The 14,472-nt window shown below is 53.3% G+C and carries 19 protein-coding genes and 1 tRNA gene; 13 read left to right on the top strand and 7 right to left on the bottom strand.

Features of this window, described 5'->3' with window-relative positions; translation table 11 throughout:
• Positions 1-11: 11 nt before the first annotated feature.
• From GT409_RS13865 to GT409_RS13825, 9 genes are all read left to right on the top strand, one after another.
• Entirely contained in the window at positions 12-434 is a 423-nt protein-coding gene (locus GT409_RS13865; RefSeq protein ID WP_160629654.1) for a hypothetical protein, read from the top strand.
• A 15-nt stretch (positions 435-449) separates the two neighbouring features.
• Entirely contained in the window at positions 450-1,391 is a 942-nt protein-coding gene (locus GT409_RS13860; protein WP_160629653.1) for a hypothetical protein, read from the top strand.
• Between the two features lie 78 nt (positions 1,392-1,469).
• Positions 1,470-1,874: a hypothetical protein gene (locus GT409_RS13855; RefSeq protein ID WP_160629652.1), complete on the top strand. Its 405-nt coding sequence runs from the start codon at positions 1,470-1,472 to the stop codon at positions 1,872-1,874.
• A gap of 11 nt (positions 1,875-1,885) precedes the next feature.
• Positions 1,886-2,197 (top strand): hypothetical protein, encoded by a 312-nt coding sequence (locus tag GT409_RS13850; protein ID WP_160629651.1) that lies wholly within the window; start codon positions 1,886-1,888, stop codon positions 2,195-2,197.
• Positions 2,197-2,718: a hypothetical protein gene (locus tag GT409_RS13845; protein WP_160629650.1), complete on the top strand. Its 522-nt coding sequence runs from the start codon at positions 2,197-2,199 to the stop codon at positions 2,716-2,718. Before GT409_RS13850 ends, GT409_RS13845 begins: the two co-directional genes overlap by 1 nt.
• A gap of 9 nt (positions 2,719-2,727) precedes the next feature.
• Complete coding sequence (locus GT409_RS13840) at positions 2,728-3,258, top strand: DUF4376 domain-containing protein (protein WP_160629649.1); 531 nt, start codon at positions 2,728-2,730, stop codon at positions 3,256-3,258.
• Complete coding sequence (locus tag GT409_RS13835) at positions 3,258-3,437, top strand: hypothetical protein (RefSeq protein ID WP_160629648.1); 180 nt, start codon at positions 3,258-3,260, stop codon at positions 3,435-3,437. The genes GT409_RS13840 and GT409_RS13835 overlap by 1 nt, the downstream gene beginning before the upstream one ends.
• Positions 3,434-3,958, top strand: a complete 525-nt coding sequence (locus GT409_RS13830; protein ID WP_160629647.1) for a C40 family peptidase — start codon at positions 3,434-3,436, stop codon at positions 3,956-3,958. The genes GT409_RS13835 and GT409_RS13830 overlap by 4 nt, the downstream gene beginning before the upstream one ends.
• The gene (locus GT409_RS13825) at positions 3,958-4,179 is read left to right on the top strand and encodes a hypothetical protein (RefSeq protein ID WP_160629327.1); all 222 of its coding nucleotides are present in this window, start codon (positions 3,958-3,960) and stop codon (positions 4,177-4,179) included. Before GT409_RS13830 ends, GT409_RS13825 begins: the two co-directional genes overlap by 1 nt.
• Before the next feature lie 97 nt (positions 4,180-4,276).
• Here the strand turns inward: GT409_RS13825 and GT409_RS13820 are convergent, their stop codons facing one another.
• The 4 genes from GT409_RS13820 to GT409_RS13805 form a co-directional block, all read right to left on the bottom strand.
• Positions 4,277-5,587, bottom strand: coding sequence for a tyrosine-type recombinase/integrase (locus tag GT409_RS13820; RefSeq protein WP_160629646.1), 1,311 nt, complete (start codon positions 5,585-5,587; stop codon positions 4,277-4,279).
• A gap of 164 nt (positions 5,588-5,751) precedes the next feature.
• Positions 5,752-5,828: transfer RNA gene (locus tag GT409_RS13815), tRNA-Val, on the bottom strand.
• Between the two features lie 52 nt (positions 5,829-5,880).
• Positions 5,881-6,474, bottom strand: coding sequence for a uridine kinase family protein (locus GT409_RS13810; RefSeq protein ID WP_160629645.1), 594 nt, complete (start codon positions 6,472-6,474; stop codon positions 5,881-5,883).
• Positions 6,471-7,940 (bottom strand): B12-binding domain-containing radical SAM protein, encoded by a 1,470-nt coding sequence (locus GT409_RS13805; protein WP_160629644.1) that lies wholly within the window; start codon positions 7,938-7,940, stop codon positions 6,471-6,473. The genes GT409_RS13810 and GT409_RS13805 overlap by 4 nt, the downstream gene beginning before the upstream one ends.
• A gap of 24 nt (positions 7,941-7,964) precedes the next feature.
• Here GT409_RS13805 and def point away from each other — a divergent pair, with 24 nt between their 5' ends.
• Genes def through GT409_RS13790 form a run of 3 tightly spaced genes read left to right on the top strand, consistent with a single transcriptional unit; the run spans position 7,965 to position 9,855 of the window.
• The gene (gene def, locus GT409_RS13800; protein WP_160629643.1) at positions 7,965-8,516 is read left to right on the top strand and encodes a peptide deformylase; all 552 of its coding nucleotides are present in this window, start codon (positions 7,965-7,967) and stop codon (positions 8,514-8,516) included.
• Positions 8,513-9,439, top strand: coding sequence for a DMT family transporter (locus GT409_RS13795; RefSeq protein ID WP_160629642.1), 927 nt, complete (start codon positions 8,513-8,515; stop codon positions 9,437-9,439). Before def ends, GT409_RS13795 begins: the two co-directional genes overlap by 4 nt.
• A 32-nt stretch (positions 9,440-9,471) precedes the next feature.
• Positions 9,472-9,855, top strand: a complete 384-nt coding sequence (locus GT409_RS13790; protein WP_160629641.1) for a GxxExxY protein — start codon at positions 9,472-9,474, stop codon at positions 9,853-9,855.
• A gap of 35 nt (positions 9,856-9,890) precedes the next feature.
• Here the strand turns inward: GT409_RS13790 and GT409_RS13785 are convergent, their stop codons facing one another.
• Together GT409_RS13785 and GT409_RS13780 are read right to left on the bottom strand one after the other, a co-directional pair.
• A complete protein-coding gene (locus tag GT409_RS13785; protein WP_160629640.1) occupies positions 9,891-10,673 on the bottom strand; it encodes an alpha/beta hydrolase in 783 nt (260 codons plus the stop codon).
• Positions 10,670-11,194 carry a nitroreductase family protein gene (locus tag GT409_RS13780; protein WP_160629639.1) on the bottom strand — a complete coding sequence of 175 codons (525 nt, stop codon included), beginning with the start codon at positions 11,192-11,194 and terminating at the stop codon, positions 10,670-10,672. The genes GT409_RS13785 and GT409_RS13780 overlap by 4 nt, the downstream gene beginning before the upstream one ends.
• A 65-nt stretch (positions 11,195-11,259) precedes the next feature.
• Between GT409_RS13780 and GT409_RS13775 the strand changes: the two genes are divergently transcribed.
• Positions 11,260-12,099 (top strand): hypothetical protein, encoded by an 840-nt coding sequence (locus GT409_RS13775; protein WP_160629638.1) that lies wholly within the window; start codon positions 11,260-11,262, stop codon positions 12,097-12,099.
• A gap of 94 nt (positions 12,100-12,193) precedes the next feature.
• On the opposite strand, the gene gspD is transcribed toward GT409_RS13775, so the two are convergent.
• Positions 12,194-14,398 carry a type II secretion system secretin GspD gene (gspD, locus tag GT409_RS13770; RefSeq protein WP_160629637.1) on the bottom strand — a complete coding sequence of 735 codons (2,205 nt, stop codon included), beginning with the start codon at positions 14,396-14,398 and terminating at the stop codon, positions 12,194-12,196.
• Positions 14,399-14,472: the final 74 nt, after the last annotated feature.

Raw genomic sequence — 14,472 nt, 5'->3', positions numbered from 1 at the left:
GGAGAAATACCATGTCCCAGTCCAACGTCAAATTCGGTCCCGTAACGTTCCCCTGTGGTGAAGACCTCACCGCCGCCTCGGATCATCTCGCAGTCCTCACCCACAACCTTATTGGGCCGTGGGCGCGTTTGCCGAGCAATCAGGATGATCTCGCCCTCTATCTGATTCTCGAAGGTGCCGCCGCCGACGAAGCCGGATACTTCCTTCCGTTGTCGCCTGCCGCCAACGTGCGACTTCCCCTTATCGGCTCCTGTCTCCCGGGAGATAAACTTGTACTGGCCGATCCGTCAGTTGAAGGGCAGGCCGGAAAAGTAACTGTGTTGCCCGGCGCTGCCGGAACCTACCGCGTCGTTGCCATTGCTGAAGAAAAAGCAGTTGCCGACCAGCTCGTGCTCGCTCGTCCCGCCAACCTCGGAACCATCACCATTTCTTAACCAAAGGAGAATCCCATGTCCCGTTTGACTACAATCAGTTCCAGTCCGATGCTCCGCCAGTTCGCGCAGGGTGCCGCTCAAAGCGCCATCATGCCCGTGGCGGACTTCATCGCCCCGACCATCGAAGTCCCGACTTCGACCGGACGGTTCAAGAAATACACCGAAAAGCACCGCTTCCACATTCCGAAGACGCTTCGTGCGCTCGGAGGCCGCGCGTCCGAACTGCGCTTCGAAGTCAGCGATGCCACCTTCAACTGCTCCCCGCATGCTCTCGATTATCCGGTGGATAATCTCGAACAGCTCGAAGCAGAAGGTCTGGAAAACATGCTCCGCGAAGGCGCGGTCGCCGTCGCCGAAGTCGCCGGTCTGGCTCACGAAAAAACCGTGATCGACCTGGCCGTCGAAGCCGTCGGCCCTGGCGCGGATTCCACTTGGAACGATGCCGCCGATCCGGTTGCCGACATTGACGACACGATTCTTGATGTCATCAAAGCCTGCAAATACGGCTCGCTCATGAACATCGGCGTTCTGTTCGGCGCGTCCGCATGGAACGTGTTCAAAAATCAGACCAAGGTTCGCGGGCGTTTTGTTGTCGGTTCCGGTGCCCGCAGTGGTGTCGGTCTTGCCGTACCGACTCAGGCCAACGCCGGAGAGCTGTTCATCGGTTCGCCCGAAGTGCGCACCAGCTACATGGTGTTTGACGATGCGCCCGAAGGCGTCGATGAGGATGTCAAATTCCTGCTCGATTCCGCCGTGCTCGTCTTTGCCCGCAAAGCGCAGCCGACCCGCCGCGATCCGTCTTTCATGAAGACCTTCCGGCTCATGAACCGCTTCATGGTTCCCGGCTCCTACCAGCGCGACGATGGCCGCGTCGAAGTCGCCAAGTTCGACTGGTCCGAAGACGTCCAGGTTTCCAACGAATCCGCCGCAAAACGCATCAACGTCTCCGCCAGCTAAACCGCTCCGCCCGGCTAATCCCCGGGCGGCATTTTCCCTAAAGCCTATAGCCTAACGCCTAAAGCCTTCTGAAAAATCATGTGGAAAGAACTGACAGTCTCCTACATCGAATCGATCATGAACCCCACGGTTTATGCGTCGTATCAGCAGTGGCTCACGGACGATCCGGATAAGGGCGGACGGCTTGCAGACATCATAGGCACCATTGCCACCGAGTACCGATCTGCAATGGCGGCCAACGCGGCACCGGTTCCGTCGTCACCGGAGACTGCAATCCATGATTCCTGTGTGCGTCAGGCGCAGACCACGATTCTCTTTGAACTGAAAAAGGAAATCGGGCTGGCGATCACTGAAGCCGAAAACGCCGCTGCCATCCGTGCCGACGTCTTTTTGCGTGCCGTTTGGATGGGTTCCATTCCGATTGTCGTAGCGGCAGTTCAGTCTGCGCCGTCTTACGCATCCCTTTCTGTTGTTGAAGAATAAGGAGCAAATCAATGCAATCTAATGATATGAGCAGCGTTCACTCGCTGGTCACCGGCACTGTTTCTATCACCAACACACAGGCGCACAGCTCCTGGGTTCCGGTTGCCGTCCTGTTCACTTTTGATGAGCCGGTCACGGCTACGTTGACCGTCACCCGCACAACCGGCGATACGAGCTTTCAACTCGCCACCGTCGATCTGGCTGATAACCAGTCCGCGGCCTGGATTCCCGAAGCGCCGTACATCTTCAATCTGAACGACGTGCTCACCGTCACTTCAACCGCCATCAACGGCACGGTCGAAATCATCCGAAAGGCAAACTGATGATAAATTCTTGGACCATCGACGGCCGAGTGGCCGGTTTTGAAGGAAGCGGCTGCGCTGTCTCCGAAGTGGCTGACAACACCACCAAGCTGGCGTTATCCGGTCTTGCCGTCGGCGACATCGCTGTCATTACCAACGAAGGTGGCCGTGTTGAAATGCTCACCGTAGAAGGCGGGGAAAGTTCCGATGACAATTGGGCTGTTCTTAAAAACACAGTTTATTTAACGGCTCAGCTTATTTACGGGGGAGGAACACTCGTTATCGATGGAGTGGCAATCGGATCAACCACGACGGTCGTTGGCTGGGTCGATCCGTCTGATGTTTCGCTGTATATGCTCGGATCAAGCACGTTCGATTTTGCCAGTTCAACCTGCACGATTAACGGAGACTATGTTGGGACATTCGCACAACCCGCGCATCCGATGGGCGATTGGATGGATATGGATCATGCCCCTCTGCCTGGCTGGGGGCCGTATCCGCCGCGAGCAGTTGTTTATCACGCCTACGCAGTTGCAGACTAAGGAGCAGTCATGAAGCAAATCGAAGTGAATAAAATAAGTGGAGCCGTTTTGTATTATCCGAATGGCGGGGCCATGGCGACCGACGACACTCTTGCTGTTACCGTCACGGAAGAAATGGAAGAGCTGCTTTCAGGCTCGTATCCGTGCATCTGGGATTTTGGTTCAGAAACGCTGATACAGGATATTCCGGAACTTTCAAAAGCTCAGGAAACCCAAAAGGCAAAGATTGCGGCATCCCGTTACGATGCGGAGTTCGGTGGATTCACCGATGAAGCCTCCGGCATGTTCTGTCGTACTGATGAGCGCACCCGCTCCCTTTTGACTGCCGCCAAGGTCCGGGCCACGGAGGACGAAACCTATACGGTTTCAAACTGGAAAACGTCCGAGGGCACGTTTATCACCCTGTCCAATGCGACGATCATTGCGTTGGAGTCCGCAATGCACGACTTCATCGAAGCGCAGTTTGCAAAAGAGGCGGCTCTATGTGTCCAGATCGACTCCGCCACAACCAACGAAGAAGTGGAGGCAATCTCATGGTAATGAAGATAACCATCCTGCTGGCAACCGGCATTTTGGCCGGATGTACTACAACGCTCAACCTCTCGCTGATCAACAGCCGCAGTCCGGCCATTAACGCGCTTGGAACAAATGACACTGAGGCCACAACCGGCTTTGAAGGCGGCGGCCAGCTCGACGCTCAAATCCCGGTAGCCCAATGAGAATTCTCCAATATGAAGGAATCAGTCGCCTGAGCCAGACCGTTCGGTTCTTTACGTGGAACCGTACGTCGCACACGGCCATAGAATTTGATGATGGCCGCGTCTGCGAAGCGTGGAAAAGCCGGGAAGAAGACGGTGTGCGCATTGTCGATTCTCTTCATGCGCAGCACACGCCCGGCACTATCGTAAAAGCCTACACATTGCCCGAGCTGACCCACATGCAGGCCGAGGAGTTTACCTCGTGGCTGATCGGCGAACTCGGCAAGCCGTATGCCTTCTGGAACGGAATTACCCGCTTTGTCACCCGACGCGATCCGCAAACCTTCGACCCGCAAACCTTCCGCATTGAAGACTACAACCCCGATGCGTGGTTCTGCAGTTGCCTCGCCTTTGCCGGTCTCATGCACGTCGATTTCAAATTGCTCGATCGCATTCCCCCGTGGCGTGTCTCCCCCGGCATCATCAACTTTTCACCCCGCCTTAAACTCGATGAGATTTTGCGAACGGAAGGAGCCGCCTGATGAAATCCTGTGATGAACTGCCCGACGGCTGCCAGCAGCGTTTTGACCGCATCGACGAAAAGCTCGATGCCATCCACACCCACGCCGCCAGAACCAATGGCCGGGTTACAAAGCTCGAAAAGTGGAATCTGGTCTTCCTCACCAGCCTGATCGTGTTGCTCTCCACCAACCCGACCGGCCTGATCACCGTCCTGAAAACCATCACGTCCTGGATTCGGTAGATCGGTGCCCAAAATTTTTTGGAATTATTTTTTCCAACCCTTGGAAAAATCAAACGGAACTCCTGCCCAGAGCCCCGTCTGACTTCTGTCCTCAGAATTACGCCGCCATTTCCTCGGCAATCTTGGCGACCTTGGCCACGAAATCTTTCTTTGAGACCTTGTCCGCCCGTTCAATCAGTTTAAGCAGGGCATCTTTCGGCTTCTCATTTTTCTGCTCCCCGCCGGTCAGCATCTTCGGCATGGCGGTTTCCAATGCCGCTTTGAATGCATCTTTGCCGGGCCGGAAATAGTGTTTCAAGACCACATCGACAGTGGAATGGCCTGTGACCCGCCGAACCAGCTCCATCGGCACACCGGCGGAGAGCGCCATTGTAATCCAGGTAGTCCGCAGAGAATGAAAATCCTTCACGCTGGCTTTCATGCGGGTGTCTTCCCGGTCAACCACCGTATCGGTGATTTCGGCATCCTTGAGAGCCTTCTTAAAGCGCCATGAAAGACCGTGGACGTTGGTGCGATACATTTCCTCGGCTTCCGGGAAAACGTATTCACTGGAGCGGGGCAGGTGCTCCAGTTCCGCCCGTAGAACCGGAAACAGAGGGATTTCGGCTACTTCGCCGGTTTTGGATGTTTTCACCGTCACGAAGCCGCCGGCCAGATCAACGGAATCCCACTTTAGCCGGCAGCAGTCACCGCGCCGCATCGCCGTGCACATGGCCGTCAGCACCACCGGACGCAGAATCGGGTCGCAGTGAGTCAGAATCTTGTTCAGCTCTTCCTGGGTGAACGGCTGACGATGAACCGTATTCAGGGCGCGGTAGGGAATGCCCGCAAACGGATTGGCAATCATGCCCGCTTCCGGCCCGAGCTGCTCAAAGATGCCACGGAGGAGCGACAGCTTTACATTGTAGCTGGTCGCCGACAGTCCCTGATCGTTAATGTCCTTCATCCAGCCCAATGCCATCCGGCGGGTAATCTGCGACATCAGCTTTGCTGACGGGAAATTCGCTTCGATGTACTCCCGAAACATCCGAATATTCGCCTTCATGTTTTTTGCCTGCTGAGCGGATCGCTTACGCTTTGTAGGCAGCACCTCCCAGTGTGCCTCCAGTTCCGTCAGCGGAATCTGGGCAATGTTTTCACCCGCCTTAATTTCGTAAAGCTCCTGCAGGTGATGCTTCGCCGTCTTTGTGTTATGCGCTTCGGCAAGCAGCTCCTTCATCTTTGCCGCCGCCAGCGTGCGGGAGCATTCAAAGGCCGTGTCACCTCGTTCGCGCAGGTTTTCAGGCACCTTTCCCTTCACCTCGACACCCAGATTTGTGAAGTGCCGTTTCCCGTCAACCATGTATCGGCCATACCACCACTTCGAGCGGAGGTTGTGATTTTTATCCCGTCTCAGTTCCAGTCCCATGACTCATCTCCTTGTTGTAAACGCAATGCGTTGTTTTGGCACAAGGCGGGAAATCAAACGGGGCAAAGCCACACTTTTGCCACACTCACGCAGATTTCCCGCGAGTCAGAGACATTTTCCGGAAACAAAAAAACTCCAAGGCGCTGAATGCCAAGGAGTTGAAGTGGTGGGCGATACAGAACTCGAATCTGTGACCTCTTGCATGTCAAGCAAGCGCTCTAACCAACTGAGCTAATCGCCCGAAAAGAGAGGAGAAGGTACCGAAGACATCGGGATGTGTCAATCCACACATTTTATTTTATTTTGAAAATTTCTTCGGCGCACTGGCGGGGTGTCAGACCTTCGGGGTTGAGGACAAAATCAGCCGATTTCCGGGATGGCTCCACCAGCTGTTTAAACACAGGTTCCACCTGTTCCTGCCAGCGTCTGCGGACAATTGTTTCGATCCGTCCGCGTTCGCAGACGTCACGCCGCACCCGGCGTTCCAGACAGGTTGCCATCGGAATATCGATGAATACTTTGAGATCAAAAACGTTGCGCAGTTCCGGTAAGACAAAAAGAAACAGACCTTCCACAAGAATCACCGGAGACGGGTGCAATAAAATGCGGTCCGGGGCGCGACGATGGCTTGAAAAGATATATCGGGGAGCCTCGGCCGGGCGGCCGTTCTTGAGAGTTTTCAAATCACGGGCAAGCTGTGCCAAATCAATGACATCTGGGTTGTCAAAGTTCCATTGCTCCGCATCCGCATCATCGGGCAGGTCCTGATAGTAGTTGTCTTGTGAAACCATGCAGGTTTCTCCGCAGAGTTTCGCCAGCTCTCCGGCAATGGTTGTTTTTCCGGACCCGGATGCGCCGACAATTCCTATGACTTTCGGGGCGCTCATTGTTTTCTTCGAGCCTGCCGCTCCATTCCTTTGGCTCCAGTTGCTGATGCGCCGAGATCGTGCTCAATGGCTGCAGACACTTCTTTGTCCGACAGGTTCCTCTTTTCAGTTAAAAACCGGCCCAAAAGACGGCCGAGTCGGGCAGGGGTAAAGCCGAAGACGGCATGTGTCTGAGTGTAAAGCCACTGGCTCCATTCCATAAATGCGTTAAAAACAGAGGGTTGGTCTTTCCAAATCAATGGGGAGCTGTCTGGAAACCGTCCATTGTTCACCGTAATGTCCCAGAAACGGGCAAAGCGGCGTACGGCCTGCAGTTCTGGAAAACACATTGTAGACGTCTGAAGCACGTCGTACGGGGGAGCCGTATTGTAGACCATTTCAAATTCCTGATCGTGTTTTGCAATAGGCGCTCCCCGCAGTTTCTTGAGGATGCCCAGCTGTATTTCATGTGGACCGCAGGCCTGAAGTTGATCGAAGCTTCGGGCAAGACTATCCATGGTTTCGCCGGGAAGCCCGGCAATCAGGTCGGCATGCAAATGGACAGAGGGCAATGTGCTGAGCAGACGGATATTGTTTTCGACTGCGTTACTGTTCAGTCTCCGGTTGATCCGTTCGGCGACCTCGGGCGTAAAGGTCTGCACGCCCACTTCCAGTTGAAAAAATCCGCTGGGAGCTTTGCGAAGAAGTGCTTCCAGCCGTTCTTCCAGCAAATGCGGTTCCCACTCCAAATGCAGCATCATGCCGTCGCATTGGTTTTCGAGGAAGAATTCCATTACCGATGCAGCATGATCCGTACAGACGTTGAAGCTTCGATCAATGAATTTAAAGATTCGGGCGCCGCGCTCAATCAGTTTTCCGAATATTGGAAAAAGACGATCCAAAGGTACTGTGCGAATGCCATGTTCAAGGGAGGACAGGCAGTAATCACAGGAAAAAGGGCACCCTCGGGTGCTCTCCACATAGATCCGGCGGTGGGCTATGTCTTCATCGGTGTATTCCTCATAGGGAAGGGCGACGACTGCCAGATCTGCCGGAGGTGATTCAATGACTTTCGGCAGGGAATTTCCTTTCAGCAGATCGCGACAGGTTTTCTCGATAACAGTTTCACCTTCTCCGCGGATCAGGTGGTCCACCAGTTGAAACAGTGAATTCTCTTCATATTCATAACTGGCTTCCGGTCCGCCAATAATGATTTTCAGGTCCGGCCGCAGAAGCCGCAAAATGTGAACGGTCTCAAAGGTGACCATGATATTCCAGATATATACACTGAAGAGCAGGATTTGCGGGTGTTGGGCCAGCAGTTTTTCGGCGGCGACCTGCGGGGAAATCCGGATATCAAACTCTACAATTTCCGAGAGTTCATGCAGGCCCCCCAAATTCGCGCGCAGGCAGCGAAGAGAAAGAGATGTATGCGAATAGCGGGCGTTAAACGTTGTGAAAACAATCTGCATTCCGTTAAAATACATGTTTTTGAAAATCTGAGGAGAAAAATGGCAAACCCAATTACAACCTATGGCAATCCGATCCTGCGTAAAAAAGCCGAACCGGTAGCAGAGGTAACGGATGATCTGCGCAAGCTGGCTGACCGTATGTTCGGGCTGATGTATTCCGCAGACGGCATCGGTCTGGCGGCCGAACAGATCGGCCGCACTGAAGCTTTGTTTATTCTGGATATTCCTGCGCGGGCGGATCAGGACAAAGAGGGACTGCCCCTGAATCCCGGTGTAAAAATGCCTCTGGTAATTTTCAACCCTGAAGTTATTGGAGCATCTGAAGAAACCGACGTGATGGATGAGGGCTGTCTGAGCTTCCCGGGAATTCAGGTTTCAGTAACCCGTCCTAAGGAAGTTGTTTTGCGTTATCTGGATCGAGACGGTAACGAACAGACTTTGAATGCGAAAGGATTGCTTGCCCGTGCGATTCAGCATGAAAATGACCATCTGAACGGAGTGTTGCTGGTCGATCACATGACGCCCGTTGAAAAGATTCTCAAGGCCGGAAAGCTGAAGACCCTTGTAAAGCAGAACAAAGGCGCAAAATGAGCGGGCCGGAGCGTTCCTCCGGAATCGGTCTGACAGCTCTGATTCTGGGAGTTTTACTGTTCAGTACGGTCGAAGTGGCTTCCAAGTTAATGCAGATCGGTGACGGCATCGCTGGAAGCAATCCATTCTGGCTGGCCTGCTTTCGCTTTGTGATTACCGGTCTTGTACTGGCCGCACCCGCCCGTTCAGAACTGCGCCGGCGAAATGTCAGAATCGGACTGCGGGACTGGATGGTTCTTTTCGGGGTCGGACTGGTTGGCGTTACGCTGATGGCCAGTCTGTTTCATCTCGGAATCATGTTTCTGCCGGCCAATATTGCCGCATTGATCTTCAGCTGCAATCCGGTCTTTGTTGTCTTGTTTGCCGCGCTGATGCTTTCTGAAAAGATTACTCTGCGCAAATTGGGTGCCGTACTGCTTTGCCTGACCGGCGTGGGAGCGTTGGCAAAAGATCGGGCCGACGGAGTGGGCCTTCAGGGAATTCTGATCATGGCGGCAGCGACTCTGGCCTTTGCTTTGTATACGGTCTTTTCCAAAAAGATCATTCCTCGTTACGGCGCGCTGACAATCATCACGTTGGCATCCCTGATCGGCGGCGTCATTCTTCTCCCAATCGCTTTTACTCTGGAGGGCGTTCCTTTTTCGGAATATGGAGCCGTCGATTGGTTCGGTACCGTTTACCTGGCGATCTTTGGCACAGCAATTGGCTACTTCCTGTATATTCATGGAATCGGCCACGTCGGCGCCGGGACTGGATCCATGGCGTTTTTCCTGAAACCGTTCGCCGCGGCCTTTTTTGCGTGGCTGATTCTCGATGAGAAATTCAGCACACCGGAAATCCTGGCCGGAATTTTTATTCTCGCCGGAATGATTACTGCTTTGACCCCCGGGAAAAGTTCTCGCGCAAAGCCGCAAAGGCGCTAAGCTGAGTTATTTGGGTTAGACATGGAGGCATCATGAGTGAAAATGACATTTCTAAAGAAGTCGTTGATGCTGCTGTAAAAGTTCATCGAGCGCTGGGACCGGGGTTGCTGGAATCTGTTTATGAAATTGTTCTTACCCGGGAACTAGAGCGCCGCAGGCTGTCAGTTCAAAGGCAAGTTGCTGTTCCCATTGTGTATGACGGAGTTCAGTTTGATGAAGGTTTCCGTGCTGACATCATTATCGAAAGAAAAGTTATTCTGGAGCTAAAGTCAGTGGAGGCAGTGACTGCTGTTCATCGCAAGCAACTCCAAACCTATCTCCGGCTTACTGGACTTAAATTGGGACTGCTGCTCAATTTTGGCGCGGTTTTAATGAAAGATGGAATTGTTCGGGCGGTTAACGGTCTCGAAGAATAAGCAACTCTTTGCTCCTCTGCGGCTTTGCGCGGGAATTATTTCACAAACCGGTTGATGGCGGTGAAGTAATCCGGATGTTCATTAATGTCCATATGCCCGGTGGGCAGGGTGATGATTTCTTTTGGTCCGCCCCAGGCGCTGCCCAGCCTGAGCCCGCTTTCAACCGGAATCACTTCATCAAATTCGGCAAGCAGAACCAGCGCCGGCAATTTTAGAGCCGGAGCAAAGTCAATGGATTGGAAAGGATGATGGAGCAGTCGTTCGATCGGCAGCCACGGATACTGAAAGCGGGCGATGGCGGCAATGCTTTCGTACGGAGTCACCAGAATGACCCCGGCGACCTCAGGGCGGGCCGCCGCGACCTGAACCGACACTCCGCTGCCGAGGCTGCGTCCCATCAGGAAGATGGAAGAAAAGGGAACCGCTTTTTCTTTACAGAACAGATCAAGCACTGCGATGCAGTCGGCGATCATGTCCTTTTCCGCCGGCCGGCCTTCGCTTTGTCCGTAACCTCGGTAGTTCACGAGCAGGGCGTTGGTTGTTAACCCCTGGAAAAGAACGTCGCAGTGTCCGGCGAGGTCTTCGGCATTTCCTCCGTGATAGATGACGGTTTTATCACAGCCTTTATCCAGAAACCATCCCTGAAGCTTTACGCCGTTAACTTCCCGATCCCATCGGTATTTTTCGAACTCCGGCAGGGGCTCCCAATGATTCGGCTTGAACAGAAAACGATCCTGTCGAACCCACATGAAGATGACTGCACCGGCATAAACCAGAATCGCCAGCACCATCAGTTTTAAAATCAGTATACCAATCATTCGTTGTTCCAGTTCTCAAGCCGCACCAGTTCATTCATCGGCTTGCGCTGTTTGGGGCGTCCCGTTTCATTGGGATGCCCGAGTGTTAACAAAATCAGCGGTTCTGCGCTGCGGGGAACCTGCAGTACTTTCCGGACCTTTTTAGGATCAAAGGCACCGATCCAGCACGTGCCAAGCCCCAAATCTGCAGCTGCCAGCGTCATGTGATCAGCCGCAATCGCGGCATCGACATCGGCGTAGCATCGATTATCGTGTTTTTTTCGGTGCCAGGCCTGTTTGGGCTGCGTACAGATTGCAATCACTATCGGAGCTTCAGCAAACCAATCCGCAGGATACGCCTCCGCGAGGGCCTTCAGGTTTTCCGTTTCTTTCACAACGACAAACTGGAAGGGCTGATAATTGCAGGCAGTTGGAGCCATCTGTCCGGCCTCCAGCACCTCATTCAGCATTTTTTGACTGACAACCCGGTCGGAATAGGAACGAATACTGACGCGTTGTCTTGCGAGCTCAATGAATTTCATTTGCGGTTCTCCTCTTAATCGATTGGCCGATATAATGATTCGGAGTAAGACTAAAACTAAGCATTATGAAACAGAAGGTATTATTTGTATTTATCGATGGTTTCGGCCTCGGCTCCGATGATCCTGCTGTCAATCCACTGGCGGATCGCAGTTATTTTCCAAACCTTGGAAAAATGCTGAACTCATCGGTTCCTTTGGATGCACAGCTTGGAGTCCCGGGGCTGCCGCAAAGCGCAACCGGGCAGGCGGCTCTCTTAACCGGCCTTAACGCTCCCAAGCTGATGGGACGGCACATCGAAGGCTTTCCTCCGCCGCGGCTGAAAACCCTGGTGCAGGAGCACAACGTGTTTTCCGGCCTGCTCAGGGCAGGAAAAGCCTGCACATTCGCCAATGCTTACTGGCTGGACGATGTGGCACACATCCCGCCGCGTCGCGAATCAGTGACCACCGTGGCCACTCTGGCCGCGCTCGGCGGTGTGCGCGGCAAAGCAGATCTGCTGGCGAACCGTGCGGTCTGCCACGATCTAACCCGCGAGAAGATCAGGGCCGAACGCGGATACGACGGACCGCTGATAACTCCGGAAGAGGCGGGAAAACATCTGATCGATGTAGCCAACGATCATGACTTTACGTTGTTTGAATTTTTCCAGACCGATCACGCCGGACACCGCGGCGATAAGCATCTGGTTTTTAAAACCCTGGAAAAACTGGATTGTTTCTTCTCCGAACTGTGGAGTTTCGATGGCCAGCTGATCGTTACCAGTGACCACGGGAATATTGAGGACATGACTGTTCGAAGCCACACCGTTAACCCGGTTCCTCTGTATCTTTCGCAACCGGATCGTTTTCGGCCGTTGGAGCGGATCGATCAGCTTGCGCCGGCAATTCTGAAGTTTTTCGGATAGGGTAATGAGGTTGCATTACGTTGTCAGGATTGGCTCACAGAGCCAATCCTCGCAGAAACGGAGCGAGGCTGTTGGTTGCCGGGTCTCGGCCGAATTATTCCGATTCACCGCCTTCGGCTTTTTTGCCGGTTTTCCATTCCTCTTTTTCCGGCTCATCGTTGGCGAGTTCGCTGAGCGACCAGCCGCGTGGCCATTCGCTGTTTTTCGAATCACTGGATTCAAACCGGCGGATCGTTTCAGCCTGCGCTTCTTCCGGATTGTTCAACACGTAGGGTGTAAGAAGGACAACCAGCTCCTGGCGGTCATCCGATTTGCTGTGTGAGCTGAAAAGCCAGCCCAGCAGCGGAATGTCCCCCAGCAGCGGAATTTTAGTGGCGCTTTCGGAGTTGGACTTGCGAACCAGTCCTCCAAGAATAATTGTTTCTTTATCTTTGACTCCTACGGTGGCCGTAATTTCGCGTTTTTGAATAATCGGCACTTCGTTGCCATCCACGGTTACGTTGCCGCCAACGTCGTCCGCCGACTGATTGATTTCCATCAATACAAAGTTTTTCGGGTTGATGCGCGGCGTGACCGTCAGGTCAATCCCGATGGTTTTGTATTCATAGGTGGCGCGTGCGCTGTAGCCGTTGTTGACGGAACTGCTGCCGCTGTTGATCGAGGAAGTGATGACCGGGCGTTCATCCGCAATGGTAATCGTTGCTTCTGTGTTGTCTGTAGTTAAGACAACAGGAGTGGAAAGGACCCTCGCATTGCTGTCAGATTTCGCTGCACTGATAATGGTCTCTAAGTTTATCTCTGGAAATAATCCATAATAAGTTAGAGCTCCACCAACCATATTATCTGCTAGGTCATCCGCATCAAAACCGGTTCTGTTTAGCTTTCCTTCAACATACTCCGGAACTTCAAAGACAGTGGGAGTAATAATTGGATTATTGTTATTGTCATAAGTTGTTACATCCCGGATTTCTTTTTTATACCGAACATCACCGTATCCAGGTTGATTTTGGTAGACCCACTGAATTCCACTTTGAATCGAATCATCGAGCCCAACACTAATAATTACGGCTTCGATCATAACCTGCTGGAGCATGACGTCGAGCCTGGCGATAACGGATTTGAGGGCTTCGACATCGCCTTTGTTTCCCATAAGCAGGAGCGAGTTGGTGCGTTCGTCGGAAAGGATTTTTGTATCTTCGGAGAGGCGACCGATGGCGGTTTTAGCGGCAGCGCTGATTTCGCGCTTGGCGGACGCACGCTGGGCAACGACATCGTTGAGGCTGCGGCTGCTTCCGGATTCCGCGGTATCGCCGGTCTGGGCTTTTTTGGTTTCTTCATCCGCCTGAGCGGCTCCGACAAACTCGTTCAGGATACCGGAGATTTCTGAAGCTTCGGCATATTCGAGATTGATCGTCTCCACGACAACTTCCGGGTCAACCGGGACATCGAGCACTTTGATGATGCGGTCAAAAAAATCAAAATTCGCCTGTTTAGAAAAGACAATGAGGATGTTGGTGCGTTCGTCGGAGACAAATTTGACTTCTCCCTGAATCATCTGGGTTTCATCGCCGGCGGAGCTGCCGGGCACCGCAACCGTTTTGGTTGTCGGGGCGCGAATGACGCCGGGAATTGTTCTGGCAGCCGCAACAACTTCCTGCTTGGTGGTACTCGGCTGGGCGGCTTCCACCAGTTCTTTCAGTTTGGAGGCAATGTCGTCGGCTTTGGCGTGGTTGAGCTGATAGATCCGCGGTTCGATCTGTTCGAGTGGCTGGTCGAGCATCGCGAGGACTTCAACGATTCGGGCGATGTTTGCAGAGGTATCGGTGATCAGAATGCTGTTGATGCGCTCAAGCGACTGGATTTTTCCATAGCCGTGGATCAGGTGCTGGACAACGGCCTGAACATCGGTAAAGACCACGTAGCGTAAGGGGATGATTTGCGAAATGAGCTGATCGGCCGGAACATAGCTTTCTTCCGGGTCAAAGGGTTTAATAGACATGCCTTCCTGACGGGCGCTGTCGATGGGAACGACCTTCAGAAACTTTTCGCCCATCGGAACGAGCGCTACACCGTTCATGGCCAGAACCGTTTCGATGGCCTGCATGGCTTCTTTTTTGGTGAGCTTGCTGAATTTCAGGCTGATGGTCGGTGAAAGGTCGGCCTGGATAATGAGCGTGCGGCCGACCCATTCATTGTAGAAATCCACCAGCATTTCCAACGGTGAATCCGCAAAGCTCTGAGAGAAGAGCTGCTCGTCTTTTTGTGGCGGCTGCGGTTTCGGTTGGATTGTTGGTGCCATTGACGGTGCCTGTTGCGCATCCAAAAGAAGGGCTGTGCATGCCAGCAGGCCGGCTATGAATCCGTAAACAATTC

Source organism: Tichowtungia aerotolerans (assembly GCF_009905215.1).
Lineage (GTDB): Bacteria > Verrucomicrobiota > Kiritimatiellia > Kiritimatiellales > Tichowtungiaceae > Tichowtungia > Tichowtungia aerotolerans.
This window is presented reverse-complemented; position numbering and strand designations above follow the sequence as displayed.